General features: G+C 48.9%; 21 protein-coding genes, 1 tRNA gene and 3 pseudogenes. 13 read left to right on the top strand and 12 right to left on the bottom strand.

Annotated features, from left to right (window positions below):
* Positions 1-226 precede the first annotated feature (226 nt).
* The 9 genes and pseudogenes from P3339_RS00810 (at position 227) to P3339_RS00770 (ending at position 7,710) form a co-directional block, all read left to right on the top strand.
* Complete coding sequence (locus tag P3339_RS00810) at positions 227-754, top strand: hypothetical protein (protein ID WP_282952129.1); 528 nt, start codon at positions 227-229, stop codon at positions 752-754.
* Positions 755-1,002: 248 nt separating this feature from the next.
* Positions 1,003-2,087: pseudogene (mutY, locus tag P3339_RS00805) on the top strand (A/G-specific adenine glycosylase).
* A 16-nt stretch (positions 2,088-2,103) separates the two neighbouring features.
* On the top strand, positions 2,104-2,379 hold the full coding sequence (locus P3339_RS00800; RefSeq protein WP_152455703.1) for an oxidative damage protection protein: 276 nt from the start codon (positions 2,104-2,106) through the stop codon (positions 2,377-2,379).
* Positions 2,380-2,505: 126 nt separating this feature from the next.
* Positions 2,506-2,581, top strand: a tRNA-Phe gene (locus P3339_RS00795).
* Between the two features lie 814 nt (positions 2,582-3,395).
* Entirely contained in the window at positions 3,396-3,821 is a 426-nt protein-coding gene (locus tag P3339_RS00790) for an acyl-CoA thioesterase (protein ID WP_282952128.1), read from the top strand.
* 163 nt (positions 3,822-3,984) lie between these two features.
* Complete coding sequence (locus P3339_RS00785) at positions 3,985-4,416, top strand: DUF1810 domain-containing protein (protein WP_282952127.1); 432 nt, start codon at positions 3,985-3,987, stop codon at positions 4,414-4,416.
* Positions 4,417-4,652: 236 nt separating this feature from the next.
* Entirely contained in the window at positions 4,653-5,519 is an 867-nt protein-coding gene (locus P3339_RS00780; protein ID WP_282952126.1) for a PhnD/SsuA/transferrin family substrate-binding protein, read from the top strand.
* Between the two features lie 144 nt (positions 5,520-5,663).
* A pseudogene (locus P3339_RS00775) lies at positions 5,664-6,421 on the top strand (SDR family NAD(P)-dependent oxidoreductase).
* A gap of 308 nt (positions 6,422-6,729) precedes the next feature.
* On the top strand, positions 6,730-7,710 hold the full coding sequence (locus P3339_RS00770) for a right-handed parallel beta-helix repeat-containing protein (RefSeq protein ID WP_282952125.1): 981 nt from the start codon (positions 6,730-6,732) through the stop codon (positions 7,708-7,710).
* Positions 7,711-7,811: 101 nt separating this feature from the next.
* Here P3339_RS00770 and P3339_RS00765 read toward each other — a convergent pair whose 3' ends face one another.
* The 3 genes from P3339_RS00765 to P3339_RS00755 form a co-directional block, all read right to left on the bottom strand.
* Entirely contained in the window at positions 7,812-9,149 is a 1,338-nt protein-coding gene (locus tag P3339_RS00765) for a dicarboxylate/amino acid:cation symporter (RefSeq protein ID WP_051089520.1), read from the bottom strand.
* A gap of 235 nt (positions 9,150-9,384) precedes the next feature.
* Positions 9,385-10,383 carry a YHYH protein gene (locus P3339_RS00760; RefSeq protein WP_282952124.1) on the bottom strand — a complete coding sequence of 333 codons (999 nt, stop codon included), beginning with the start codon at positions 10,381-10,383 and terminating at the stop codon, positions 9,385-9,387.
* A gap of 100 nt (positions 10,384-10,483) precedes the next feature.
* Complete coding sequence (locus P3339_RS00755; RefSeq protein ID WP_282952123.1) at positions 10,484-11,404, bottom strand: LysR family transcriptional regulator; 921 nt, start codon at positions 11,402-11,404, stop codon at positions 10,484-10,486.
* A gap of 108 nt (positions 11,405-11,512) precedes the next feature.
* On the opposite strand from P3339_RS00755, the gene P3339_RS00750 reads away from it, so the two are divergent.
* Genes P3339_RS00750 through P3339_RS00740 form a run of 3 tightly spaced genes read left to right on the top strand, consistent with a single transcriptional unit; the run spans position 11,513 to position 14,668 of the window.
* Complete coding sequence (locus tag P3339_RS00750) at positions 11,513-12,427, top strand: CmcJ/NvfI family oxidoreductase (RefSeq protein ID WP_282952122.1); 915 nt, start codon at positions 11,513-11,515, stop codon at positions 12,425-12,427.
* 58 nt (positions 12,428-12,485) lie between these two features.
* Positions 12,486-13,814 carry an aldehyde dehydrogenase family protein gene (locus P3339_RS00745; protein WP_282952121.1) on the top strand — a complete coding sequence of 443 codons (1,329 nt, stop codon included), beginning with the start codon at positions 12,486-12,488 and terminating at the stop codon, positions 13,812-13,814.
* A gap of 26 nt (positions 13,815-13,840) precedes the next feature.
* On the top strand, positions 13,841-14,668 hold the full coding sequence (locus P3339_RS00740; RefSeq protein ID WP_282952120.1) for a prolyl hydroxylase family protein: 828 nt from the start codon (positions 13,841-13,843) through the stop codon (positions 14,666-14,668).
* 47 nt (positions 14,669-14,715) lie between these two features.
* On the opposite strand, the gene P3339_RS00735 is transcribed toward P3339_RS00740, so the two are convergent.
* The 3 genes from P3339_RS00735 to P3339_RS00725 all read right to left on the bottom strand — a co-directional run bounded on the left by P3339_RS00735 (position 14,716) and on the right by P3339_RS00725 (position 17,246).
* Positions 14,716-15,363 (bottom strand): SOS response-associated peptidase family protein, encoded by a 648-nt coding sequence (locus P3339_RS00735; RefSeq protein WP_020414050.1) that lies wholly within the window; start codon positions 15,361-15,363, stop codon positions 14,716-14,718.
* A 907-nt stretch (positions 15,364-16,270) separates the two neighbouring features.
* Positions 16,271-17,047, bottom strand: coding sequence for a type I methionyl aminopeptidase (gene map / locus P3339_RS00730; RefSeq protein ID WP_282952119.1), 777 nt, complete (start codon positions 17,045-17,047; stop codon positions 16,271-16,273).
* Positions 17,040-17,246, bottom strand: a complete 207-nt coding sequence (locus P3339_RS00725; protein WP_020414047.1) for a ParD-like family protein — start codon at positions 17,244-17,246, stop codon at positions 17,040-17,042. The genes map and P3339_RS00725 overlap by 8 nt, the downstream gene beginning before the upstream one ends.
* 151 nt (positions 17,247-17,397) lie before the next feature.
* Here P3339_RS00725 and P3339_RS00720 point away from each other — a divergent pair, with 151 nt between their 5' ends.
* Entirely contained in the window at positions 17,398-19,101 is a 1,704-nt protein-coding gene (locus P3339_RS00720; protein WP_282952118.1) for a phytoene desaturase family protein, read from the top strand.
* 77 nt (positions 19,102-19,178) lie between these two features.
* Here the strand turns inward: P3339_RS00720 and P3339_RS00715 are convergent, their stop codons facing one another.
* The 6 genes and pseudogenes from P3339_RS00715 to P3339_RS00690 all read right to left on the bottom strand — a co-directional run bounded on the left by P3339_RS00715 (position 19,179) and on the right by P3339_RS00690 (position 26,201).
* Positions 19,179-19,751 carry an OmpA family protein gene (locus P3339_RS00715; protein WP_020414045.1) on the bottom strand — a complete coding sequence of 191 codons (573 nt, stop codon included), beginning with the start codon at positions 19,749-19,751 and terminating at the stop codon, positions 19,179-19,181.
* Positions 19,752-19,855: 104 nt separating this feature from the next.
* The gene (locus P3339_RS00710; protein WP_020414044.1) at positions 19,856-20,503 is read right to left on the bottom strand and encodes an HAD family hydrolase; all 648 of its coding nucleotides are present in this window, start codon (positions 20,501-20,503) and stop codon (positions 19,856-19,858) included.
* Positions 20,504-20,517: 14 nt separating this feature from the next.
* Complete coding sequence (locus tag P3339_RS00705; protein WP_020414043.1) at positions 20,518-20,883, bottom strand: hypothetical protein; 366 nt, start codon at positions 20,881-20,883, stop codon at positions 20,518-20,520.
* A 55-nt stretch (positions 20,884-20,938) separates the two neighbouring features.
* Positions 20,939-21,615 (bottom strand): annotated as a pseudogene (locus P3339_RS00700) (RsmE family RNA methyltransferase); the annotation flags it as partial.
* A gap of 201 nt (positions 21,616-21,816) precedes the next feature.
* Positions 21,817-24,948 (bottom strand): efflux RND transporter permease subunit, encoded by a 3,132-nt coding sequence (locus P3339_RS00695; RefSeq protein ID WP_282952117.1) that lies wholly within the window; start codon positions 24,946-24,948, stop codon positions 21,817-21,819.
* The gene (locus P3339_RS00690) at positions 24,948-26,201 is read right to left on the bottom strand and encodes an efflux RND transporter periplasmic adaptor subunit (RefSeq protein ID WP_282952116.1); all 1,254 of its coding nucleotides are present in this window, start codon (positions 26,199-26,201) and stop codon (positions 24,948-24,950) included. The genes P3339_RS00695 and P3339_RS00690 overlap by 1 nt, the downstream gene beginning before the upstream one ends.
* Positions 26,202-26,419 lie beyond the last annotated feature (218 nt).

The raw sequence follows: 26,419 nt of genomic DNA, 5'->3' as shown, positions 1-26,419 counted from the left end.
GGCCTCGCCCGGTGCGCAACTCCGGTCCCACTATCCCACTCCACTCAAGCTCTCACTACCTCCAACTCCAAATTAGTTTCAAGATTCCACTCAGAGGGCAGCATTGTTGCAGGCTGCTTAGATTTTTTTCCTACCACACCTCAACTTCCCTACTGTTTACACATTCTTTTCCCAATATCAGCCCGATCTCAACGAAATCAATTGGTCAGATAAAGGGAATAACAAAATGCCAATAATGGTCCGAGAGAAAGACAATAACTCCAAGCAGGTAATCGCGAGGCTGGCCACTGCTACCAAGCACCACAAGCCTGATGAGATAGAGTGGGGTAATGACCGCGTTAACTGCTACGCCTGGGCTGCGAACTGCGAGGCCCCAAACTCGGGCAAGCCCAATCCCGGCTCCAACGCCGGCTATGTCGCAACTTTGGAAGATGCCAGCCTGATTGAGGGAGCCAAGCGCGATGGTATGGCCTATGTGGCCAACGCCCCAGCAAACAAGCCACCGCCTTTTTCAGAGGGTTGCTACTGCGTTGCCCTGTATAAGTCCGCAACCGATCACCACTGGTACCGGCGGGACCCGAAAACCGGTATCTGGACTCACAAACCGGGTCCTCATGGGGTAAGAAACTACGGCCCCAATTTTGTGGTTCTGCCCGAGCAGCTGGAAACGGCAAACCATAACTACGGCCTGGCTGCCACCAATTATCGTTTTGTGGCCTATTTCTATGTGGTGGAAGAGGGCATTCAGGTCTGATGACTGCACCGTGAAAAACTAGTGCCGAGGCAACCGCCCACTGCCCTTCCGCTGCATGGGCGACCTGATACGCGAGGAGCTGAAATACAGAGCCAGAAAAAAATATGGCAATAAGATGGAAGAAAAGGTCGACGAACTGAAAGAAAAATTGAAAAATCTCTTCGGCCGTTGATCATAGCCGCACCGGGCCCCGCCCGGTGCGCAACTCCGGCCCCAATATCCCACGCCAGCAACCTCGCAGTACCTTCATGACTCCAAAGCAGTTCCAAAATGCCGTTCTCAAGTGGTTCGATAAACACGGGCGTAAGGACCTGCCCTGGCAGCAGGATATCAACCCCTACCGCGTATGGGTTTCCGAGATCATGCTGCAACAAACCCAGGTAAGCGCTGTAGTCCCCTATTTCGAGCGCTTTATGCGGAGCTTCCCCACCCTGGAAAGTCTCGCCGTTGCGCCGCTGGATAAGGTACTGGCCCACTGGAGCGGCCTCGGTTACTACGCCCGCGCGCGCAACTTGCACAAATGTGCGCAGACAGTTTTGCAAGAGTACGATGGGGAATTTCCACAGGATGTAGAAGCACTCATCGAGCTGAGCGGTATCGGCCGCTCCACTGCCGGCGCTATCGCCAGTATCAGCATGGGGCTCAGGGCACCAATCCTGGATGGCAACGTAAAACGGGTACTGGCCCGCTTTCACGCCGTGGCAGGCTGGCCGGGACAGACTGCGGTAGCCAACAAGCTGTGGGAAATGGCCGAGATTTATACCCCGAATAAGCGTGTCAACGACTACACCCAGGTCATGATGGACCTGGGTGCTACCCTGTGCACCCGTTCCAAGCCCAGCTGTAGCGACTGCCCACTAAAAAATCCTGCGTGGCCCACGCCCAGGGCAATCCTCAAGATTACCCCGGCAGAAAGCCGCGCAAAGAAAAACCGGTGCGTAGTGCCACAATGCTACTGCTGGAGTACGAAGGTGAGATTTATCTGGAGCAGCGCCCCGCTACTGGAATCTGGGGCGGCCTATGGTGCCCTCCCCAGGCAGAAGATGCCAAGGCCTGGCTCAGGCAACAGCGCTGGCGCGCCAGTGAAATACAAACGCTGCCGGCACTGCGCCATACCTTTACCCATTTTCACCTGGATATTTCCCCTGTATGGGTACAGCTCGACAAAGTCACCACACAGGTAGCGGAGAACGGCGCTGGCTGGTATAAACTGCGGCGTCTAAACCGCGCCCGCGCGGCCCAGGAACTGGGGCTACCCGCCCCGATCGTAAAGCTGGCAAAACAATTACTGGCGCTGCAGGCGCCGCTGCTCGCCCCAACGACGGCCGACTAAAAACCAGGAGGAGTCCATGTCCAGAACCGTATTCTGCCGCAAGTACCAAGAGGAATTGGAAGGCCTGGACGCACCGCCTTTTCCCGGCCCCAAAGGCGTGGACATTTTCGAACATGTCTCCAAAAAAGCCTGGCAGGAATGGATGTCACACCAAACCATGCTGATCAACGAGAAGCACCTCAACATGATGGAACCTTCCAGCCGCGCCTATTTGAGCGAGCAGATGATGAAGTTCCTGAGCGGTGAAGAATACGACGCAGCCGATGGTTACGTACCCCCAGAACAGCAGTAACAAGGTCCTGTAAACAGCCCCCGGCAAAGAAGAAAAACTTTTTACAATCAAGGGGTTGACTCTGCCTCAGGGAAGGGCTTTAATACGCGCCTCGCGACGCAGGGGAAGCCCAGCAAGATCGCAAAAGCCCGGATAGCTCAGTCGGTAGAGCAGGGGATTGAAAATCCCCGTGTCGGTGGTTCGATTCCGCCTCCGGGCACCATATTAAAAAGCCTCATCCGCAAGGATGGGGCTTTTTTATGCCGAATGAAAAGCTCGTATCAGTGCTCCGGTATCATCAGACTACTGCATTGGGTAAGAACCTACTGGCTGTTTCGATTACGCTATATCTAAGCACCACCTCTTAGATGATCGCAAGGAAAAACCTGCCCACCAACTCAGACCCTATGCATTCTTTCAAGTTACGGACACAGAGTCACAGGTATCGTTAGCAATCAATATTCTTGTATTGATAAGTTGTGGCTGACACTCCATAAAATAAATCTAAAGGAATTTCCAAAATAATAAACTAAAGATATAACAGTAAAAATAGCTTATTCAACGTAGTAACTTGACACTACACCCGAATTATTTTCTGATTTTATAATCATTAATTAATCATATCTGAAGGTCTATGCCCTGTTATAAAATAACTAGCTATACAAGGATATTTGATAAAATTTAGCGGTCAAACTTGTAGCCTCAAAATTTGGCTTTTCTGTAACCATTACCTTGCTCACAAAAGCGCCTCTGTTTTTCTCACCTAGTGCCAGGCCACTAACTTACCTGTATGTCATAATTAATGGGTAAATTGTCACTTCTATATCTCACTGCCATTGAATTTTGACAATGAAAAACACTGTAGAACCATAAAATGCAGAAAATAAGCCTGTAAATCGAGAGGGCTCGTAGTCGACCATTGATGGTAACTTGTATTAACAGTCACTAAGTCTTAAAAACATAAACAATCAAGCTATCAACATGAAAAATTGCCAGTTAAACTTATCTTCATTAGAAAGTTGAATGAAGTGAAAAAAATGAGTGAAACACTCCGCAATCTTTTATACCAGGAAAACTTAGCTGTACGCTGGGGGGATATGGATGCATTAGGACATATTAATAACGCCACATATTTCACCTACTTTGAACAATGCCGCTGCAGTTGGCTAGAAACTATAAATCGATCTGATAGCGTAGGTGGGAATATTGGTGATGGTCCTGTATTGCTAAATGCAACAGCTAACTTCCATTTACCATTAGTATTTCCCGCCAAAGTTATTGTAACTATGTATGGTGGTGTTCCAGGGCGCAGTAGCTTCAATAGCTACTACGAAATTAGAGAAGCAGATAATACCGACAACCTTTACACCACCGGTGAAGCTAAAATCGTCTGGGTGGACCACAGAACCGGAAAATCGATTCCCGTGCCAGATGATATTCGAGCACTGCTTCCAAATAATTAAGATAGAAAGCCCTCATCGACGAGGGCTTTTATTGCCTTCTCAGATATATTGTAAAATATTTCCCCCTGATCTAAAATAATCATCTAGCTTTCAGAATTATTCATTTCCCCACCCTTGCTATTCTGGAATTCAACCATGACTTTACCAGTGCTGGATGACTTAAGTGAAAGAAAATTTTGATTTAGAGCGTTTTATTAAAGCGCAAGAACACTCTTATGAAGATGCACTTTTAGAGTTAAAGAATGGAAAAAAGCGATCTCATTGGATGTGGTACATATTTCCACAAGTTGTCGGCCTTGGGCACAGCTCCATGGCTCAAAAATATGGAATCAAGAATCTGAAGGAGGCAAAGGCTTATTTAGCCCAGCCCACGCTTGGGCAGAGGCTGAAATCCTGCTGTCACGCACTACTCGATATCCACGATCGCAGCGCTCACGATATCTTTGGATCTCCAGATGATATAAAACTAAAATCATCCATGACCCTGTTTTATATTGCCGAAGAGGGCAACAGTATTTTTATGAAAGTATTGGAAAAATACTACGGTGGTAAATGCGACACCAAGACCTTGGATATACTCAAGAATACACCATAAAATTTTTTAGAACCAGTAAAAGTAATTGATATAAAGGCATAATATCAATACAGCATAACCTGACTGACAAGCGGAAAAGCCACTTTGGAGGAAAAAGAGACTATTCTTCTCAAAGATCAACGCACATTTATTAGATGTGGGTTTGACTGCCGAATAATTAATTAGGCTTAGACAACAAGTCAAAACAAACAAAACATCTATATTTAGCAGATATACAGCACTTTAAGTGGGTTTTTATGACTAATTTAAATCTTACTTACTACCATGATATCCCCCAGGGAATCACTCCTTCGGAAATACGTACCGCCATAAAACTATTTGCTGAGAAACTGTCTCTTTGGCTGTCAGAAAATACAACCGAAAAAGTTCACATAAATGTAAGAGACGGAATGACTGTTCCCGAGCAATATGATGACATTTGCAACGATCACTCCCAAATTGCCCTGATGAAACCTGTTGAATATATTTTTGCTCATAAAAAGAATAATCATATAATTCCTGCCTGTGCAGCATACCGTCCAGTAAATGGGAAAACCGATACCTATTATTATTCTCAAATTTATGTAAATAAGGAAACCGGCATAAAATCCTTATCTGACTTAAAGAAAAGTCCAGGAAAGTATAAAATTGCTTATGGAGATAGATTTTCTACATCCAGTTTTTTGATTCCAGCGGCCCACCTCAAGAGACTTAATATCCATCCATTTCTACACTTCAAGCATTCAATCTTCGCGGGAGGGCACGATTTGGCCGCAAAGGCAGTTTATCAAGGGGAAGCGGATATTGGGGCAGGTCATGACACAGCAATACAGATTTTAGCTAAAACTTTTTCAGATGCTGAAGATAAATTAATTCAAGTAGACCGCGAAAAAATTCACACTGATCCATTGGCAATAAACACTATAGCCTTGCCCAAAGATATATCTTTTAATCAAATACAAAAAGGGTGTATAGAAATCGCTAAGCATTCAGATGTCCAAAAAGCTTTGAGTCTTTTTTGGGGTTGTGTTCATGGCCTGAGCCCAATCACTCACAACTGCTATGAACCCATTGAATCTGCAGTAGACGATATGCACTTAACAGAAAATGATATTTTATCTTAAGAAACGGTATAAAAAGGTCAATAGATTACTGTCCCACCCACTACCAGGAAATATTTCGATGCTCGAACAAGAATTAATATCTCAACTGATTTTTTAAAATTAGTCTACTTTCACCAAGGAATATTAATTTCAGAGTATTAATACATGCCTGAAGAATATAAAACATACTTGGTTACTGGTGCAACTTCTGGTATCGGACTTGCCGCTGCCAGACATTTTTTAACCAATGGCTATCGCGTCATTATTACTGGGCGCAGTAAAGAAAAATTAGATTTTACTCACAAGGAACTTACTAAGAATACTCCTAACGGCAACATGTTACTCCCTATACTTTGCAATATTGGGAAAATGGATCATATCCATAGGATGGCAAATCAACTTAAAGGTAAAAATATTTATCTCGATGCCCTAATATTAAATGCAGGAATATTCCTTCGAGGAACATTTGAAGAAAGCGATGAAGAGTTGTTTGATTCAACATTCAACATCAATGTGAAAGGACAGTTCTTCACCATTCAAAAATTGCTTCCTGTTCTAAAAACCCCTCAAGCATTGTAATGATTTCAAGTATTGCTATTCATAAAGCTTTCTTACAATCTTCAATCTATGGCGCCAGTAAGGCAGCCATAGAGGGGTTTGCAACTGTACTGAATGTTGAATTGGCGGATAGAGGTATACGTATCAATAGCATTCGTCCAAGCATCACGATGACAGAAATCCAAAAAAAGGCGGGCATGAACGATAATGAAATTGCAGGACTCATTAAAACTATGGAGGCAACAGCACTAGGGCGAACCCTTAATGTGGACGATATTGTTCCCGCCATTGCATTTATGGCCTCTAGCGATTCAATTGGCTTGCGAAATTCACACCTTATTATTGATGGTGGGCATTGCCTTTAAACAATTAGAAAACGTTGAGTATATCATATTATTATTTAAAGGACGCCTCCTATAAAACACTATTGACAGGTTATCATTAACCGACTCCCTCGTCTTCTTTAATTATTAAAAAATAACTCCCTTAAACCTAAACATATCCCAACATTTAAAGCCAGCCTGGCGTTATTAATAACATAGTTTCGAATAGCCATTCTCAGCGCCAAGTTTCTGCACAACCATAGTTGCTATTATTTTTAACACCTAGAATAACCTATGATTTTTTACATTTAGTAGCACTTTATTTTTTCATGGATACAAAGGAGTTCAAAATGGTAAAGCTTTTCTCAAATTCAATTTCTACATTATTAATTTATATTCTAGTTATTTCATTTCCTTCTGTTAGCTTAGCTGTTGATTGCTACGCAGTGATCAACGAACCCACCACTCTGTCTGAAAATTTAACTTGTGCTCTCACGGAGGACCACCCTGTTGCTATTACCATTAATGGCCCAGGCGGAAGCCTTTCTATGAATGGCTTTGAACTGAATTGTACTTATAACCCAGCCGATCAAGATGAATGGGCCGGTGTCCGTATGGAGGGAGCTTCCGGCTCAATTCACGGTGGCAGTATAAATAGCTGCCCCGATGGCATCCATGCAGTAGGATCGGGCTCTCACAGTATTTTCGATATGGAGATTACAGATTTCGAAGATGATGGCGTACTTGCCGAGAGCGATTTCAATAACATTTATGAAAATCTGATTATCGGTCAGGGGTTGGCCATTATTGGTGATGGAGTAGACGCAAATGGTGATTACACCACCATCGTTCACAATACTATCGAAGGCGCTGGAGATGAGGGTGTCGAAATTGACGGTGAATATGTAAACGTCAGTTACAACCATATTAGTGGAAGCGGTCAGGATGGTGTTGAGGTTGATGGGGATTACGCCTCAATCATAGGAAACACCCTGACTAATAACGGCAGTGATGGGATTGAGCTGGAGGAGCAGTTTGCCTTGGTTACACAAAATCACGTATCAGACAATGTAGATGATGGTATTGAGTTTCTGGGTGGGTCAGGCAACTATGTTATTCAAAACACTGTAACAAATAATGGTGCAGGATCACTTGACCCAGCTGGTATAGTTGTTAGCAGGGTAGATAGTATCAATAACTTTATTATTGGGAATTTTGCATTTGATAACTTTGGTGATGATTTAAGGGATGACTTTGATCCGGACTGCACCGGATCAAACGTTTGGCAGGGGAATTTCTTCGGTAAAGCATCACCAACCTGTTTAAAATAAGAGCCCCTTTCATACTAAGCAGCAGGTAAATTTTTTGCCTGCTGCTTTGTAATCTCCAATCCCTTCACACCTGAATAAATCCCCCCATTTAATGAGGTATCTCAAGCCACCTGAGTAGTCACTTCCTCCAGGTTATCGCTACCCAAAAGCTTATCCATAACCAGGCAGGCAGTCAGGTCACCAGTGACATTCACCGCAGTCCGGCACATATCCAGAATCCTATCCACACCAATAATCAAGGCAATCCCCTCTGGAGGTACGCCAATCCCAGCGAGGATAGTCGCGAGAATAACAATGCCCACACCCGGCGTACTGGGCGAGCCGATGGAGGCACCTACGGTAGTTACAGTCAGCCCCACCAATTGGGCAGTGCTGAGATCAATTCCGTATACCTGGGTCAGGAATACTGCCGCTATTACCTGATAGAGTGCGGTACCGTCCATATTCACTGTAGCGCCCAGCGGCACAATAAATTTAGCGATTGAGGGTTTCACTCCAAGGGAGCTCTCCGCAGTTCGCATAGATAACGGCATCACTGCCGCAGAACTGGAAGTAGAAAATGCGAGAAGTTGTACACCGCTAATACGCTGAAGGAATCTCAGCGGTCCGGCCGGGGAAACCAGAGAGACAATTACCAGGTAAAACATCAATAGGATCAGCAACCCTAGAATTACCGTGCCAACATAGACCGACATCCCAAGAATTGCGGTCAAGCCAACACGAATGGCGATATCCGCCAATAAACCAAATACGGCAAGGGGCGCAAATAACATGGCCCAGCCGACTATCTTCAGGGCAATCTCCTGGACGATACCAAAGGCGTAAACTGCCGTCTCACGCTGCTTCTGTGGCAGCAGCATCACAGCCACGCCAGTAAAGATGGCGTAGACCACCAGCTGCAACATATTACGCATGGCAATGCTTTGGTTCAGGTTGGCTGGTATCAGCTCGGCAATGCGCTCGGGCAGGGGTTTTGGTTCCAGTAACTGAGGAGCAGTAGTTCCGGGTAGTTCGGTTGCTGCAGTGAGCAACGATTCATCAATATAGTTTCCAGGTTGAATCAACTGGACCAATAGAATGCCGATAATAACGGCAACTGTGGTTGTGGCAATAAAATAGGGCGCAATGCGTAAACCCACCCGCTTTAGCTGGCTCACATTGCCGCTACCACAAAGCCCGAGGATGATAGATGAAACAATCAGGGGAATAACCACCATCTGAATCATATTCAGGAATAGTGCGCCGGGCAGCTTGAACCAGCTGGCCAACACTACACTGAGATCCTGATTCACCAGGGCTGCACCTTCCGGGGAAAGCAGTAGGCCCACCCCCAATCCCAGAACCATAGCTACCAAGATCTGCATCCACAGGCGCTTTCGAACCAGCAAGCCGAGGGATTCAACCATTCTTATCAGGTAAATATTGGTGCTGTGATGCATAAATTGAGTACCGGTTTCCAAGTGGTTCATCATCAGTGGAAGAAAAAGGAGGATTATGCCCCTGACCTGGCTCGATACCTTTGGGTCAGATCAAGCCCTGAGGAGAAAGTAGCGTATCTTTACGGGCGATGGTATTTCCATTGAAGGAGGGTAGGAAGTAAAAGTTTCAGGTTTATAAGCTGCCCGATTTTGGTGCAGCATTTCAAACATTCATAGTAATTTTTGATGTTGAGCTCTATTCAGGTTTCTGTAGTTTTGAGGCCCTACTGCCGGAAAAATTGCACTGGCTCTGGTTTTTGCCCAGCGCACAACCCCTCTCTCCCTTTAGGCAGTGCAGGATATCGTTTTCCACTGCGAGATTGACGTGATAGTGATATCCAAGATTGGCAAACTCGTGGCCACGGCATTCATCCAGATCTTTTGGCTCCCTGCCATCGGTATTTTCCCTTGCATAAATCAGGTAGCCATCGATCGCGATGCCGATTATTGGTGCATGGCTCGCTGCCGACGGATAGGCCTGACTACAACCGAGCGCTGCGTGGTAGTGGTAGCCCACATGGGGATTAACATGCCCACCACAGGCATCTACAGGCGCCAGGGTATGCGCTCCTAAAATCGCGCCTACCGGGGCACTGATATCAAATTTAACCCCATTGAATGCCACTCCGTAACCGGAGTGGTCATTAGAACTTTGCGGGGATTTTGCTGTAAGCGGCTTTATGGGAATCAGGTAGGTCGTATAGAAATTATCACCCAAATAGCTGGCCAGACACTCCACGCAATAATTATTAAACTCCGGAGCTACATCCGGCCTTGCTGCCAGCTCACAGGCCCTCTTGGTATCAGTCACCTTTACCCGCCCGGTCTTCTCGTTATACAAAACCCATTTGGGATCGGAGAAAAACTCAGCGGCATTTTTTACGAAGGGGCCGTCGGTGGCGACAACCTGCTGCTTGATGAACATCATGCCACTTGCCGTGATCGGATCTCGAATTGTTCTGGGGCACCAGGGACCCATATGGTGACGAGGTGCGGCTTTCAACTTAAGCTGCCAGCAGCGGGATTTGCTACCCTCCGACAAAGTACAATCCACTGCACGGATATCTTCCACCAGTGCTTCCCGGTTAAAGAGGGCGGGGAGGCCTATATTTGCGGCGAAGTCGGTGTGGGCTCCATCGCTATGGGCAGAGACTAAGACGCTATGGAAAGCCAAGTACAATATCCCAATTCTCATGATCCCCACCCCCGGGTAATTGCCAACCCCAGTGTAGCAAGTGATCTCACATTGGCCGGGCCGGTATTAAGACCCTCGGGCGGCACTATTTCACGGCGGCTTACGGTGTAAATTGCCCGGCTAACAGTTGCCTTACCCACTTGTGTAATGGATCCTGCCCACTGCGAGTGTGCCAGGCGGCGACCACATCAAAGCCAGGTGGCTGCTCACTAATCGGTAAGGTATGCAGGCGCGGATCAGGTAACAGGCGAGACGGCAGAAAAGCGACTGTATTTGTGGAGGCGATACATTCAGCTGCGGCGGCAAAGGAGGGAACCGACAACACAACATTACGCTTTAAACCAAACTGCTCAAACCAGCTATCCACCATGCCACGCAAGTCACCACGAGAAGGCGACACAACCAGTTGGGGAATCTCTGCCAGCTTGTCCAAGCCCAAGGGTTCTCGACTTTCCAGTTGCACCCCTGTATGCCGGCAACATACGCATACGTAATGTTCACGATACAACAACATACTGGGGCAGCTATCCGGCACAAAACCCGGTGTGCTGAACACCAGATCCACCTCACCGGTTTGCAACTGCTGGGCCATACGGTCAATTTCAAGCTTTAGCACCACCACTTTGAGGCCCGGTGCCTGCTCACGCAACTGCTTAAGCAGGGCCGGCAACACCACTCGCTGCTCAAAGTCGGTGGCGCTGATGGTGAAGATCCCGTGATGCTCCGCAGGGGCAAATTCATCGCCGCGCAATAGAGCGGCGATATCATTAAGGATAATATCCAGCTTGGGCGCCAAGCGCTCAGCTAAGGGCGTTGGAATAACACCATTGCTGGTTCTAATGAACAGCCGGTCATCAAATAGCTCCCGCAGACGCTTCAGCTGTTCGCTAACTGTCTGCTGGCTAACCCCTAGCTGATCTGCCACCCGCGACAGGTTCAACTCCCGCAAAATAGCCTGCAATAAGCGCAACTGTTTCAGTTCCAGCCTGCCCAGGCGATCAATACCATGATTTCTGCTCAAACCTGTATCACTCACAACTGTTACTTGATTTTCATTGTATCGAGCTGAACCTAGCATTGCCCATAAGACATGATGTATTTGCCATCAACCCTTTGGGAGGAAGCCACTATGCTGACCGCAACTCTGCACTCATCGCCGAGCCGGCTGCTCAAGGCGACAATCAATTACGCAAATACCGATAGTGAATTGGTATACGACCAGCGGCAGGCGGGGCCTGGTCCCACCCACCTGCTCGATCAGGTAAACCCACAGTCTATGTCGATTGAGGATGGCCGCACCCTGCAAGTTATGGGGGAAAAATTCAGCTTGGATATTCAGGGGTTTGAGCTGGTGAAGCCACAACTAACTATCGACCTGCACCAGTTTGACGATGCCCTGTTGGCTCTGGATGACCACGCTGCAGATAGAACAGCTCCAATTAAACGCGATGATTTAATCCGCCGAGAATGGTATCCGGCTATCGAAACCTGGATCGCAAAACGCCTGGGCGCAGCCCGTGTACTCACCTTCGACCACACCCTGCGGGCACAGCCCTCCGCAGAGGGACCCACCGAGCAAAGCCGCAGCCGCCGCTCTCCGGTGAAGACCGTGCACAATGATTATACGCCTTGGTCCGCAGACAGGCAGCTCCGGCAGACCCTACCTGAACACGGATTAAATACGGCAGATTTCCCTCGCTATAAATTCATTAATTTATGGCTGCCATTACTGCGCACAGTGAAGGAATCACCTTTGGCAATGGCAGATTTACGCAGTGTAGGCGAGGCAGACTTCCACAAGATGCGCCTGATTTACCCTGAGCGGGAGGGGCAGATCTCGGTGATCAGCGCCAATCCGAAGCACCGCTGGATCTGGTTCAGTGATATGCAGCCGGGGGAGGGCCTGCTGCTGCGCGTATTCGATAGCGAACACCAGGGTCCCATCACCGGTGTGCCCCACACTGCATTTGATCTTCCTGATAGTTCCGGTGCCCCGCGCCGCACTAGTATTGAATTGCGCACCATCGCCTTATTTAACGATTGAGCACTGAGTTACGGGGTGAATAAAACACAACTCCGCAGTATTTATTTGAGACCAAGGTATGACCCAAACTCTATTTTCTATCGATCCCCTTACCGGTGAACAGGTTGGCAGTGTTGCAGTGAGCAACCGGGATTCCATTTCCAAGAAAGTTGCCAAAGCCAGGGAAGCCCAGATTGATTGGGCCAGTCAATCATTGCAGCAACGTGTACAGGCTCTGCAACATGCCTATGAAAAATTGCAGCCACTACAAAGTAACCTGGCACAACTTATCAGCCGTGAAATGGGTAAGGATACTCGACGTGCAAATTACGAAGCCGGCGGTGCTATTCAGGGTGGTATTTGGTTGGCGGAGGACGCCGGCAAAGCTTTAAGGGGACAATGCAACGGCGGCAGTGAAATCCAATATCGTCCGCTGGGTGTCGTGGCCGTAATTTCCCCATGGAATTACCCACTGGCCATGGCCAATAACCTGCTCGTACCCGCTCTGGTGGCCGGAAACAGTGTAATACTCAAGCCGTCAGAGGAGTCTCCTCTGGTAGCAGATCTCCTGGTAAAAACCCTGAATGAAACTCTGCCCGAGGGCATCCTGCAAATTGCTCATGGAGACAGGCACACCGGTGAAGCCTTGGTACAGTCGGATATTAATATGATCGCCTTCACCGGCTCACGGACAACCGGCCAGCAAATTATGACTAATGCCGCTCCTGCGCTGAAACGCCTGGTGATGGAGCTCGGCGGTAACGACCCCATGATCGTATTGGCCAGTGCCGATATTCAAAAAGCCGCCCAATTTGCGGTGGCCTCCAGCTTCGAGAATGCAGGCCAGATGTGCACTTCCACAGAGCGTATTTATGTGGATGCGGGTATTGCCGATCAATTCGAAAAAGCAGTGACTTCCATCGCGCGGCAATATCACACAGGGGGCTGGCAGGACCTACAAGCCGATATTGGCCCTCTGGTCAACCAGCGCCAACACCAAAAAGTGGTCGATCATATTCAGGATGCTTTAAAAAAAGGCGCAACGCTGCTGCTTGGTGAAAAAGCACCAAAACCACCCTTTATTCCCCCCACGGTGATTAGCGGAATACAACCGGGTATGCAGCTGGAGGATGAAGAAACCTTCGGTCCGGTAGTTGCAATCGACCGCTTCAACAATGTGGAGGACGCCATCCAAAGAGCAAACGATTCAGTCTATGGGCTCGGAGCTGTGGTTTTTGGCGGCGCAGATGCTGTACAAGTAAGTAACCGACTGCAAGCCGGCATGATCGGGATTAATCAAGGCGCTGGAGGCACACCCTGGGTCGGAGCAAAGCAAAGTGGTTTCGGTTACCACGGCGGTATCGACGGCCACCGCCAATTTGCCCAATTAACCGTTATTAATCTGTAAGAATATGTTGAGCGGAATTTGAAGTAATGAGCACAGTAACTTTAAAAAAGACACCGGCAGTGACACCGCAGGGTTTATCCAAACTACCGATTAAAGATTTTTATGTGATTGCCAGGGAACCAGGAGCGGAGCATCCATCCCTGCCCACCTGGGCTACCCATCTGGAAAATCCGGCGTCACTGTCAGAGCATATCCCTTCCAATATAGAAAGGCGCGATATCCCCGAAGTACCTGGTGCTTTTCAACTGCTGAATATATTCTCTGCTGAGGAGTGCCAGCGCCTGATTGAAATTACAGAAGCCGTTGGTTACTTGCCAGATGCCGCAGTATCTCTGCCCAGGGACGTTCGCCACAATGACAACCTGACCTGGGTTGTGGACGAGAGCACTGAGCGCCTTGTATGGCAGCGTGTACAAAATTTGATGCAAGACCCGGAAAGTTATTTTGGCGGGCGCAAACCAGTGGGACTAAATCAGCGATTTCGCTTTTATCGCTATGGGACTGGAGATTATTTTAAATTCCATACCGACGGTGCCTGGCCGGGCAGCAGAATTATTGATGGACAATTGGTCGCCAATGGCTACCCGGATTGCTTTAGCGAAATGACTTTCCTGGTGCTACTCAGCGAGGATTTCGATGGTGGAGCCACTCGCTTTAGAGTCAATGGGGATGATCCCCTCCACCAGCCTACAGGCAGTTCCATGAAAGACGTGGATGTACGCACTCCAGCAGGGTCCGTCCTCTGTTTTCCCCATGGAATGCACCCACTGCACAGGGTACATAGCTCAACACCTATAGAACGTGGGGTTAAATATATAATCCGTACAGATATATTATTTCACCAAGATGGTTAGTGTTACCAAACAACAGTGAACTAAGCCTGCCGTCGAATTTAGCAAATCTATTTACTTACAATTACAGGGTCACCTTTATATTCTGTTGATGTGGCCCGCGCTACCGGCCTAACTGTCAGCTGACAGTGATCGTACTCTATCTTAGGCTGCAAAAAATCAGTAAATTGGTCGGTATGCGTACTGCCGCTCAGCCATTTGCTCACAAAACCTGAATCTTTTGGAGCAATCATTGGTAAAGATTTTTCATGATAGATTTTCGTCGCCGAATGGGCATCCAGGGTAATAATTGAGCAGCTTAAAGTGGAACCCCAGATTTTATACAGGCCACAGAAAAAATAGGGCTCGCCATAACTGAATTCCACCGGGTGCTTACCACATAAACTCTCCACCCAGGCAGTCGCAGGAATCAGGCAACGGGATTTTCGATACTCCGGGCGACTGTCCAGTTTTTTCCAATTGCTATTGATCGACCAGTATTTTTTATGGGGTTTCCAGCTACCCCCTTCCTTTTCCAGATACAAGTGCCAGATCGCATTTTCCACTTGGGGCTCACCATGCCTGCTAGTTACAATCGATACCTGTTGGGTGGGCCTGCGGCGACGACCAAATATCATACGCTCGGGATGCTCTACACCGTAGATATCGAGAAAGCGCTCCATTTCCGCCTGTCTATCTACATCAAAAATACTGCACATACCCTGCTTCCTATTCAGCTATTGATAGCTTTTCCCAGAATACCTCGCAAGCTACTCAAGGCTAGTTTCCACAGCCCACATTTATTGTAAGATCAAACATATTCTTGACGTAAATTAATACCAACGGCTACCGGAAAACAACGAACATATTTCTTACAGATTATAATGATGACCGCGTACATAGTTTTATTGTTACTAGTAGATCGGTAACAACAGAGCTAACGGACTCACCATCAAAAATATTGCCTTAGAACATACACCTAAAAGCTTTAAATAAAATTGTATATAGACAGCTTATATTAACAAGGAACGGCCAAGATAACTTATATCCAGAAAATAAGGTATCTACGAATATCTACTTACGAAATAGTTGTCTGTACACGAATCAACAACTGGATAAGTGCGTAATCCGACCAGGATGTCATCTAATGGCAAGCAGGAGAAAAAACATACACAAAGAGTGCTCAAAAATAGACCGATAACCAGATTACTATCTTGAGAGCATATTTATCCCGTATAATTTGATTATCCCATCAGGCAAACGCCTCAAAAGATTTACACTCAATTTTAAATATTTCATGAAATTTAGAATATCCAGTTTGTTAGTTATTTTTTTATATATTTTATCCAGCTCAGCTCATAGCCGAGACTGGTATGAGTATAAAAGCGAAAATTTTACTGTTTACTCAGATGTATCTGCCAAAAAATCTACTCAAGCGGATTGAAAATGAGTCTGTCCTCGAAACCGAGCCAACTGCAAAAAAATCGACGTAACCCTATACTCTAAGGGCAGTTTATCTAAGCCCCTATTTTAACTTTATGAAGATTAAGATGGGGCATAAATTAAGAATTTTCAAAATACTAAAGACCTGACTGATGTGTAACCTGGGAATAGCAATTTAGTAGACTAATGCCCTTTTTCTTCTTCTCTCAAGGTCAAGACTTCATAGCCATCCGCAGTAACCAAAACTGTATGCTCCCACTGGGCCGATAATTTTCCGTCTTTGGTCACAACGGTCCAGCCATCTTTTTTCAACTTTGTCTTTCGATTAGCCTGGTTAATCATAGGCTCTATGGTAAATGTCATACCTTCCTGCAGAATGGCCCCACTGCCAGCACGGCCATAATGTAACACTTGCGGCTCCTCGTGCATTTCCTGTCCGATGCCATGCCCACAATATTCACGCACCACACTAAACCCCTGTCGCTCCGTATAGCGCAGTATTGCATTCCCAATATCACCCAGAGTCGCCCCTGGCTTAACTGTACGGATTCCTGCCCACATAGCTTCGTAGCAGCTCTGTACCAACTTTTTCGCAATAGGAGTGACACTGCCGATCATGTACATTTTGCTGGAGTCTGCGATATAGCCCGATTTTTCCAGGGTAATATCCACATTCAAAATGTCACCATCGCGCAGCACCTGCCCCTGTCGCGGCATACCATGACAGACCACTTCATTAACTGAAGTATTGAGAGCGTAAGGGTAGTCGTACTGACCTTTACTGGCTGGCCGTGCTTTTAGTTCCCGAACAATAAACGCCTCCACCTGATTATTAATTTCCATGGTGGTAATGCCCGGCTTCACGAAATCATCAAGCATGCTAAAAACACGGCTGAGTAATTCACCGGAGGCACGCATCAACTGCTGCTCTCTTACACTCTTGATCTTAATATTACTCACGAACCAACTCTTCCAAAGTGAAAGACTCAGTGCGCAACAACTTCTTACATAACTGGCTGTAAGTCAGCTCCGGGTTCAGCTCAGCCAGCATGCCAATCTTTATCCAGTACTCAGCCTGAGCGTTAATTGAACGCGCCAGGGTTGCACTGGCTTTGCGAATCTCATCGTGTAAATCATCAGAAATTTTGACAATACCCATTTATACAATCCATATTCGTTTCATATACATAGTGTATAGCTGTTTTTCTAATTCGTATAGGGAGTTGAGGCAATTGCATTATGCAACTTATTGCATAGAGGTTAAGGGGGCGATATTGTTAACGAATAACAACAATAGCTATGAGGCCACCATGACCGATACCACCGAAAAGAAGCGCAGTGCACCTAAGCCGAGCCGCCTTCGTATTGGCCGGCGCTATCGCCCAAGCCGTTTGGAAGGGCCCTATGACGCCCTGGTAATAGGCTCGGGGATAGGTGGCCTCACTACTGCAGCAATGCTCAGCGCTACCGGTAAAAAAGTGCTGGTGTTGGAGCAGCACTACACCGCAGGCGGTTATACCCATGCCTACGACCGCAATGGCTATGAGTGGGATGTTGGTGTGCACTACATCGGCGATGTAGGCCAACATCCCACCATGACGCGTAAAATCTTTGATTTTATCTCCGGCCACCAGCTGCATTGGGCGCCAATGGATGAAATTTACGACCGAATTTGTATAGGCGAGGAGCAATTCGACTTACGTGCAGGACGCCAGAACTTTATTGACGAGTTGACGAAGCATTTTCCCAATGAGCGGGAAAATATCGAACGTTACCTTGGCCGCCTCAATGAAGTAGCCAAATCAATGCAGCGTCTAGCACTGGAAAAACTTCTTCCCTCCTGGTGCACCCCTTTAGCGCGCCTGTGGCGAAAGCTACGCGACCCCTCATGGCTGAACAAAACTACCCGTGAGGTACTGGGCGAGATTACCCAAAATGAAAAACTGATTTCAGTGCTCACAGGCCAATGGGGTGACAACGGTATGACCCCTGCCGAGAGTAGTTTTATTATTCATGCACTAATTGCCAAGCATTACTTATATGGTGGCTATTACCCAGTTGGTGGTGCCAGTAAAATTTCCGAAACCATTATTCCTCAAATACAAGCCAGTGGTGGTGAAGTCTTCACTTATGCCACTGTGGAGACCGTTCTCCTGGATGGTAACCATGTCCGCGGGGTTCGTATGTCCGATGGCACGGAAATAGAAGCTCCACTGGTAATTTCCGGGGCCGGAGTTTTCAATACTTTTGAAAAACTGTTGCCACAAAGTGCTAGCGAGCGCCTTGGGTATACGCGCGATCTCAAAACTGTTAACCGCTCCATGTCCCACCTCTGCCTTTATATTGGCTTGGAAAAAACTGCGGAAGAGTTACAGCTACCCAAAACCAATTACTGGCTATACACCAGCGATAATTACGAGAAAGACATGCAGGAATTCCTGCAGGACAGCAGCAAGGATATTCCTTTAACCTACATCTCCTTTCCTTCGGCCAAGGACCCTACCTTTACTCAACGCTATCCGGGACGTGCCACTATAGAAATTGTGGCTCCAGCCAACTATGACTGGTTTACCCAGTGGCATGAAAAGCCATGGGGCAAACGGGGTGATGATTATGAAGCCTTGAAAGAAGCATTTAGCCAGCGCCTGCTGGAGCATCTTTACAAGCACTTCCCACATATGCGCGGGCAAATTGACTATTACGAGCTATCCACACCACTCTCTACAGACTATTTCTGCTTTTATCCCCAAGGTGAGATTTACGGACTTGATCACGACCCAAACCGCTTCGAGCAAAGCTGGCTGCGCCCCCAAACCCGACTCAAAGGCTTATATCTAACCGGCCAGGATGTAATGAGCTGTGGTGTTGCCGGCGCTATGATTTCAGGTGTACTAACCGCACAGAGTATCCTCGGCTGGCGTCAGGGAGCCAAACTAATGCGCCAGGTATTTACAAGTAAACCAGAACAGAAAGGAAACAATGAGGCAGAGGGGCTTAGCAAAGCTACCGGTTAATCAAGACACCTAACCTTACTACTAAACCTGGCTGCGATACGCTGGGTTTAGTTTTAAAGGGAACAATTAAGCCGAAGCTATTGGCGCCTTGGCAACTTGCTGGGCACCCGATCAAAATTCAAAACCCTGATTACCAAGCGGCGATTCTCTCTCTGCCCCTCTTTACTGCTGTTATCGGCGATCGGGTCAGTATCGCCATAACCCTGGGCTTCCATACGTTCAGTCGATATCCCCCTTTCCACCAGAAAGTGCCTTACCCAATCGGCCCGCCACTGGGACAGATGCAGATTCTTCTTGGGGTCGCCATCATTGTCGGTATGTCCTTCGATGGTGATTCGCAGGTCTGGGAAGTCACGCATGATAACCAGCAGGGCTTCCAAGTCGCCAATACTATCCATGCGTGGAGCGAAACCGCCTGGATCAAACTCCAGGCGCAAGATAAAAGTATCGCCACCCTTTCGAGGATTCCCACGCAGAAAGCGCACCAGTTCATCTGCAAAAGGGGCTGCTTGGCGCGCAGCCTTTTCACTCTCACCCGACTGAACCTCGGTTAGGGGTTTCAGCGCATATTTCTTATTGGGATCGGGGCAACCGGCGATAAGTATCACCAGTAGGGAAAAACAGCAGACGAAAGTGTATTTGCCCGCCATAAACAGGACTTCCGGTTTCTAGACGTCAGATTCAGTGTAGACGCCCTGAAATCCTTAAAGCAGAGGCGGGACAATCGCTGGCAGTTACAGACCGCACGGCTCCCTCATATAAAATTCAAAACCGCCATCATATCGCTCACCACCCGCGCCCCCTGCTTCTCGAGCTGAGGCGCACGTACAGGGTGGCCACTGAAGCCCACTACGCGCATACCCGCCGCCACTGCGGCCTGGACACCGGAAATGGAGTCCTCCACTACCAGGCAGCGACCGGGGACAACCCCCATGGTATCAGCCGCATGAAGGAAAAGCTCTGGCCATGGTTTGCCACGGGATACATCTTCGGCGCTGAATATTCTGCCGTCAAAATACTCGTACAACCCGGTTTTATTCAGGGTTAGCTGCATTTTCTTATGAGAACCGGAGGAGGCGACACAGCTGCGCAAGCCTATCTTCTGCAACTGATCGAGCAAGCCTTCAATACCGGCTACAGGCTGCAATTCTGCATGGAAGGCCTCACGAATCAGGCGTTCCGTATTGCCAAAGTAGTGATCGGGCAGGGGGCCACCGTAACGCTTCTCGATCTCCAGCAGGCAGTCCTTGGCGGGCCGCCCACTGAACTGCTCATCCAACTCCTCTGCGGTAGTGGATATTCCGAGCTTATTCATTTCCTCCGCCAGTATGCGACAGACGATACTCTCGCTATCTACCAGCACACCGTCACAATCGAAAATAATTAAGTCTGTGGAAGACATGGGACCCCATCAAATCATCGCGCAGAGAGCAGCATCAGGCCGAGTATCACACCGACAATACCACCTATGCGCAGGAAGTTTTCGTTGCCATGGGAGATCTTGATCGCCAACGCCTTGCTGCGCTCAAAACCAATCTGCAGCATATAGGCGCCGCTGAGCAAAACCAGCACACCCAGCGCATTAAACAGGATATACCAGTGGCGGGTATCTGCGATCAGTAACAGGATTAAACCGATTATGATTCTTGCCCAGGCGGAAAAGGCAAAACCAGTTTCATTTAAGCGCTCACTGAGATCCCGTGCCAAATTAGGACGGGCAATAATCGCAGCAGACAATACGATAATTGAGATTCCCAGCAGCCATATAATCACTTTAATCATGCTTTCCCTTCCCTGAATACACTTGAATTCATTTTATCCGTCAGGTATCCGCTTACAAATCCCCCCATTGGAACTGCAACACTGACAGTGCGGCTATAGGTGCGGTCTCTGTACGCATCACCCGCGGCCCCAAACGTAGCGGCATGAAGTTCTGGGCCAAGGCCATATCGATTTCTGCCTGGGACAATCCACCCTCAGGACCCACCAGTAGCAACGCAGAATCTGGTTTGCCACGCTCGGCCTGCCACTGACGTAAATCCAACTCGGTGCGGTGATGCAGCACCAACCTGGCCACAGAGGATGGCTCTTGAGTAGAGACTTGTAAATATTGTGTCAGTTTTACCGGCTCGGCAATCTCCGGAACCAGATTTCGCTCACACTGCTCACAGGCACTAATCGAAATCTGGCGCCAATGCTTGAGCTTTTTTGCAATCGCTCGCCAGATAATTTTACTTCACAGCGTTCACTAAACAGCGGCTGGATTGTCGCTACCCCCAGCTCTGTAGCCTTCTGCACCACCCAATCAAAGCGTTCTCCACGGGAAATACCGATAGCCAAAGTCAAGGCAAGTGGAGACTGGCGGTCTTTGCCACGAAACTCCCCGGTACGTGCCCGTGCTCGCTTACCGGTTTCAATCAACTCTGCACTGTATTCGCCTCCATGACCATCGAAGAGCGTCAGCGGGTGGCCAGTACCCAGCCGCAGGACTTTGACCAGGTGGCGTGAAGCGGGCTCATCCAGTTCCACCTCCTGTTGTGTAGTCAGTGGCTGACTGGAAAAAATACGCGGGATGCGCATGGGGATAAATCCTATAAAAACACCATAAAAAAGCCGACTGGAATGTCGGCATTTTGCAGGCAGTTAGTTTAGGCATTTATGCTCTGGAGAAGCAATGGCGGAGTATTTCCACCATTGCTGTGGGTGTGGTGCAGGTCACACTGTCTCCAGTGAGACCGGGGCCTCTCCCTCTCCCAGGCGCTTACTTTTTGGACGAATCACCTCTATCACTTTGTACAAATTTGGCACCAGGATCAGGGTTACTGCGGTAGCAAACAATACGCCGAAAGCGAGACTGATCACCATCGGGATCAGGAACTGTGCCTGGATAGAGCGCTCGAACATGATTGGCACTAAACCGATAAAGGTGGTAATGGAGGTCAAGATAATCGGCCGGAAACGGTCACGTCCCGACTGAACCACCGCATCCATCACTGCCCAGCCCTGGGCACGCAGCTGGTTGATACGATCCATCAGTACCAGGTTATCGTTCACCACTACCCCCGCTGCAGCCAGGAAGCCGAGCATGGACATAATGCTGATGTTATGTCCCATCAACAGGTGTCCAACCACAGCCCCAAAGAATCCGAACGGTACTGCAGTAAGAATCAGCAGCGGCTGCGAGTAGGAGCGGAAGGCAATAGCCAGCAACGCATAAATCGCAAACAACGATAGAACGAAGAAAGCCAGGATAGCGCCGTTAAACTCCTCTTCTTCCTGCATTTCACCGGCAGTTCTCAAAGAAAAACCGGGGAACTGGCGCTTCAGTTCAGGCACCAGAGTTTCGCGCATATCCTTAAGGATTTCCTGCGCAGAGGAAGTATTAGGGGTGATCTCGGCGAAAACCCGCACTGTACGCTCGCGGTTATTACGGCGAATAGTGGTGTAACCCGGTACATAAACCGCATCTGCCACGGCCGAGAAAGGCACCTCACCTTCCGCCGTACGAATGCGGACCCGATCCATCTGTTCCTCACTGGCGCGCTCTTCCTGGGGATAGCGCACCATCACCCGTACATCTTCACGACCGCGGGGAATACGCTGCACTTCTTCACCATAGAAACCCTGGCGCACCTGCCGGGCCACATCTGCCAAATTGATACCCATGGTGGTTGCATAAGGCTTCAACTGGATTTCAATATCGCGGCGGGCACTGGTGAGGTTGTCACGAACATCATATACACCGGCATAGGTATTGAGCTTCTCCTTTACCGCATCCGCAGCGGCACGCAATTCATCCATATCTCCGGAAGCGGTGCTCAAGTTCAGGCTCATACCGTTGCCTCCATCGTTGATGGTGGCATCGATATTCAAGTCTTCAACACTGGCCGGCATTTCGCCGATGAGTTGACGCCAGCGCAATGCCAGAGTTTTGGAGGTTACATCGCGCAGTTCGCCGTCAGTCAGCTGCAATATCACAAAGATATTGCCTCGCCAGTTGAACACCATAGAGTTTTGAACAAAGGGCTCGCCGTTATTTTGCTTCAGCATTTCCTCATCAGCCGCGAGCTTATCTGCCGCAGCCAGCACCTGGTTCATCACCCGTTCTGCTTCATGGAAGGGCTCACCAGAGGCCATGCTGGCCCGTAATTCCAACAGATCCGAAGGTACCTGCGGCGAGAAGGAGGAACCCACATAACCGCTCATAAAAACACTAATGGAAAGCCCGAGAGCCGATATAAAGATCATTACCGTGCTGCGGCTGTTACCGAGCGACTTCTTCAACAAGGGCAGGTAGTACTTATCACCGGCAGTCTTCATCGCTCCGGCAAAATGCCCACGAAGTTTCTGCAGTTTGATACCCACGCGGGTCTTAGCAGGCTGCTCTGGCTTCATACCAACCAAATGCGCCGGCAGAATCAGCAAAGATTCCACCAGGGAAAATGCCAGACACAGTAACACCACCACTGGCAGAGCGAGCATCATCTGTGCTGTATAACCCGGCAGAAACAGCATGGGAATAAAGAACACCATGGTGGAGGTCACGGCAAAAATTACCGGAGCAGAAACCTGCTTTACTCCTTCCTCCGCAGCTGCCAGGCCTGTGACACCGCGATCGTGAGCTGCGTGTACTGCCTCTCCCACGATAATCGCATCGTCCACCACAATCCCAAGAATCAACAAGAAGGCGAAAAGTGACAGCATATTCAGGCTGACACCCGTGATCGGCAACAGCCAGAGGGCACCGAGAAATGCCACCATAATTCCCACCGTCACCCATATTGCCAGGGCCGGGCGCAGGAACAGCATCAGCATTACGAATACCAGGACAAAACCACTCAGGGCATTCGTAGTCAGCAGGTTCATGCGACCTTCAAAGGCCTTGGAGAAGTCGAACCAGATATCAAATTCCATCCCCGGGGGCAGCTGGGTTCGAGCCTCTGCCATAAAGGTCTTGATCCGCTCAGCGGTACCCACAACATCCAACGGCTCACCTTGGACCACTCGCAGGTTCATGGCCGGGTTGCCATTAAAGAGAATAACGTTGTTGTACTCTTCAAAGCCGTCTCGAACCGTAGCCACATCACGCAGTAGTAATACCGAGCCATCGGCGCGGCTGACTACGGGAATACGCTCAAAGTCCTCAGCACTGTATGCCTGACCGCGCGTCTGAACCTGGATATCCCCGCGATCCGAACGCACCATACCTGCCGGCAAATCCAGGGATGAGCGGCGCACCGCATCAGCGACATCGTTAAAGCTCAGGTTGTAGCGGCGCAGATCCAATTCGGAAACTTCAATCGACAGCTCATCGGGGCGTTCACCCCAGATATCCACACTGCGCACACCGGGGATTAGCGTCAGTTTGTCACGCAAATCCAGGGCTGTTTCCTTGAGCTGACGCTCGGAAACCGGGCCGCCGATGGCGATCATCATCAGCTGGGTATCCCACTCTTGCAGTCGGATTATTGGGCGCTCAATCCCCTCAGGAAAAGTATTGATGCTGTCCACCTGCACCTTGATATCGTTGAGCAGGCGCAGCTCGTCATAACCATCTACGGCCTGAACTTCAACTGAAGAGTGGCCACGGCGCGAGGCAGAGTTGACCTCTTTAATTCCCTTGACCTCAGCGATCGCCTCTTCAACACGCACAGTAACCTGCTGCTCTACTTCCGCAGGGCCAGCACCAGGGTAGGAAATATTCACCTCTACAATGCCCGGCTGAATAGCCGGGAAAACTTCGCGATCGATACCGCTAATACCAAAAATACCGCCGATGATGATCATAATCATCAGCAGGTTCGCGGCCTTACTGTTGCGCACGAACCAGGGAATGATGCCGTTCATCACTGACCTCCCTGTGAGGCGTTATTCGCCGCCGCAGTCTCACTAACCGCTGTAGCAGCCGCATCAGAGGTGCCCTCGACACTGTCAATTAACCCTGCGGGCTTCTCATTAAGAGGATTGGCAGTGAGTGCCATGCCCTCGCGGGAATAACCCAAGCTGGAAACCACCACGCGATCACCAGTAGCGATTTCACCACGTAACCAAACCTTGTCACCAATGCTCTGCAGTAACTCCACTTCTTTGAATATGAGCTTGCTCTCTTCATTCAAAACCAAAAGGTGGTCTCCTTCATGCAATGCCTGGCGTGGCAATTCCACCACATCATCGAAGGTCCTACCGGCGATATCCGCCTCAACAAAAAGACCATTCATCAGCGGTGCATCGCCTTTGTAAGGGTTCTGTACCTGGGCCACAGCAAAAATAAAGCGACTATTAGGATCGATGCTCGCCTCGGTACGTACGAGCTTCGCACGCCACTCCCGTTCACGCCCAGCCACTACTGCCTGGAGCCGCACTTCAGGGCCATTTTCAATTGTTTTACCCAATGGGAGATCGAGTAGGGCAAGTTGCTGATCAGTCAGGGGCAGACGCACTTCGGCAATACCGGTGCTGTGGATTTTCGCCAACCTGGTTCCAGGGGTGATGTACTGACCCAGATCGACATAGGTTTCAACCACACGGCCTGCAAAAGGCGCTGTTATCGTTGTGCGCTTCAAGTCCAGTTTGGCTTGATCGCGATCCGCGCCCGCTGCTGCCACGGCGGCCTCTGCTGCTGCCAGGTGGGGCTTACGCAAGAACAGGGCATTTGCCTCTTCACTACCCAAATCGCGCCATTCACGTTTGGCCTGCTTGGCACGGCCCTGCTCCTGAGCCAGGGCTGACTTAGCGTCGGCTAACTGTGACTCAGCGCGAGTTACTTTGTAAATGTAATCGGCTTGCTCAAACTTCAGCAGGGGCTCCCCTTTTGAGAAAAATCCACCGGGTACAAAGGCATCGGCAACGCTTTCGATAACACCACCAACACGAGCCACCACTTCAATTTCGTGGCGGGCATGCACTGTACCTTGGCTGGGCACCAGCAGTGTCTGGCGGCCTGGCTCCACATAGAGAACATCCGCAACTGGCGGCACCACCGCTTCCGGTGGTTTCTCCTCAGGTTTGGGTTTCAGTGCAACCACCAAGGAAATTGCAGCCGCCCCAATGGCCACAACGATAAGTAACAGCTTGTTCTTGCTCGACACTTTCACAGGCACCCTCTACCCCATTTTGTGACCGAAACTGGTCAAATTTTAATTAGCGCGCATTTTACAGATGTTCGACGCAGATAAGCGTGTATTTGGATGCAGGTTGCCGCACGAGTTTGTGCCCTATCGCAAACCTTTCTCGCAACGCTCTGGTAACGCATAATGCCCGACCCAATTTACCGTTGTAGGAGAGACAGGCGGGCCGCACAAAGCCAAGGAAACCGATG

Origin of the sequence: Microbulbifer sp. MLAF003 (assembly GCF_030012965.1) — a bacterium.
Classification (GTDB): Bacteria; Pseudomonadota; Gammaproteobacteria; order Pseudomonadales; family Cellvibrionaceae; genus Microbulbifer; species Microbulbifer variabilis.
This window is presented reverse-complemented; position numbering and strand designations above follow the sequence as displayed.

Excerpts from the sequence above, each read along its gene's own strand:
- P3339_RS00715 (WP_020414045.1), bottom strand. The coding sequence starts at position 19,751 with ATGGCGGGCAAATACACTTTCGTCTGCTGTTTTTCCCTACTGGTGATA.
- P3339_RS00725 (WP_020414047.1), bottom strand. The coding sequence starts at position 17,246 with ATGGGTATTGTCAAAATTTCTGATGATTTACACGATGAGATTCGCAAA.
- P3339_RS00735 (WP_020414050.1), bottom strand. The coding sequence starts at position 15,363 with ATGTGCAGTATTTTTGATGTAGATAGACAGGCGGAAATGGAGCGCTTT.
- P3339_RS00745 (WP_282952121.1), top strand. The coding sequence starts at position 12,486 with ATGACCCAAACTCTATTTTCTATCGATCCCCTTACCGGTGAACAGGTT.
- P3339_RS00695 (WP_282952117.1), bottom strand. The coding sequence starts at position 24,948 with ATGAACGGCATCATTCCCTGGTTCGTGCGCAACAGTAAGGCCGCGAAC.
- P3339_RS00760 (WP_282952124.1), bottom strand. The coding sequence starts at position 10,383 with ATGAGAATTGGGATATTGTACTTGGCTTTCCATAGCGTCTTAGTCTCT.
- P3339_RS00720 (WP_282952118.1), top strand. The coding sequence starts at position 17,398 with ATGACCGATACCACCGAAAAGAAGCGCAGTGCACCTAAGCCGAGCCGC.
- P3339_RS00750 (WP_282952122.1), top strand. The coding sequence starts at position 11,513 with ATGCTGACCGCAACTCTGCACTCATCGCCGAGCCGGCTGCTCAAGGCG.
- P3339_RS00790 (WP_282952128.1), top strand. The coding sequence starts at position 3,396 with ATGAGTGAAACACTCCGCAATCTTTTATACCAGGAAAACTTAGCTGTA.
- P3339_RS00770 (WP_282952125.1), top strand. The coding sequence starts at position 6,730 with ATGGTAAAGCTTTTCTCAAATTCAATTTCTACATTATTAATTTATATT.
- P3339_RS00710 (WP_020414044.1), bottom strand. The coding sequence starts at position 20,503 with ATGTCTTCCACAGACTTAATTATTTTCGATTGTGACGGTGTGCTGGTA.
- P3339_RS00740 (WP_282952120.1), top strand. The coding sequence starts at position 13,841 with ATGAGCACAGTAACTTTAAAAAAGACACCGGCAGTGACACCGCAGGGT.
- P3339_RS00800 (WP_152455703.1), top strand. The coding sequence starts at position 2,104 with ATGTCCAGAACCGTATTCTGCCGCAAGTACCAAGAGGAATTGGAAGGC.
- P3339_RS00765 (WP_051089520.1), bottom strand. The coding sequence starts at position 9,149 with ATGCATCACAGCACCAATATTTACCTGATAAGAATGGTTGAATCCCTC.
- P3339_RS00705 (WP_020414043.1), bottom strand. The coding sequence starts at position 20,883 with ATGATTAAAGTGATTATATGGCTGCTGGGAATCTCAATTATCGTATTG.
- P3339_RS00780 (WP_282952126.1), top strand. The coding sequence starts at position 4,653 with ATGACTAATTTAAATCTTACTTACTACCATGATATCCCCCAGGGAATC.
- P3339_RS00810 (WP_282952129.1), top strand. The coding sequence starts at position 227 with ATGCCAATAATGGTCCGAGAGAAAGACAATAACTCCAAGCAGGTAATC.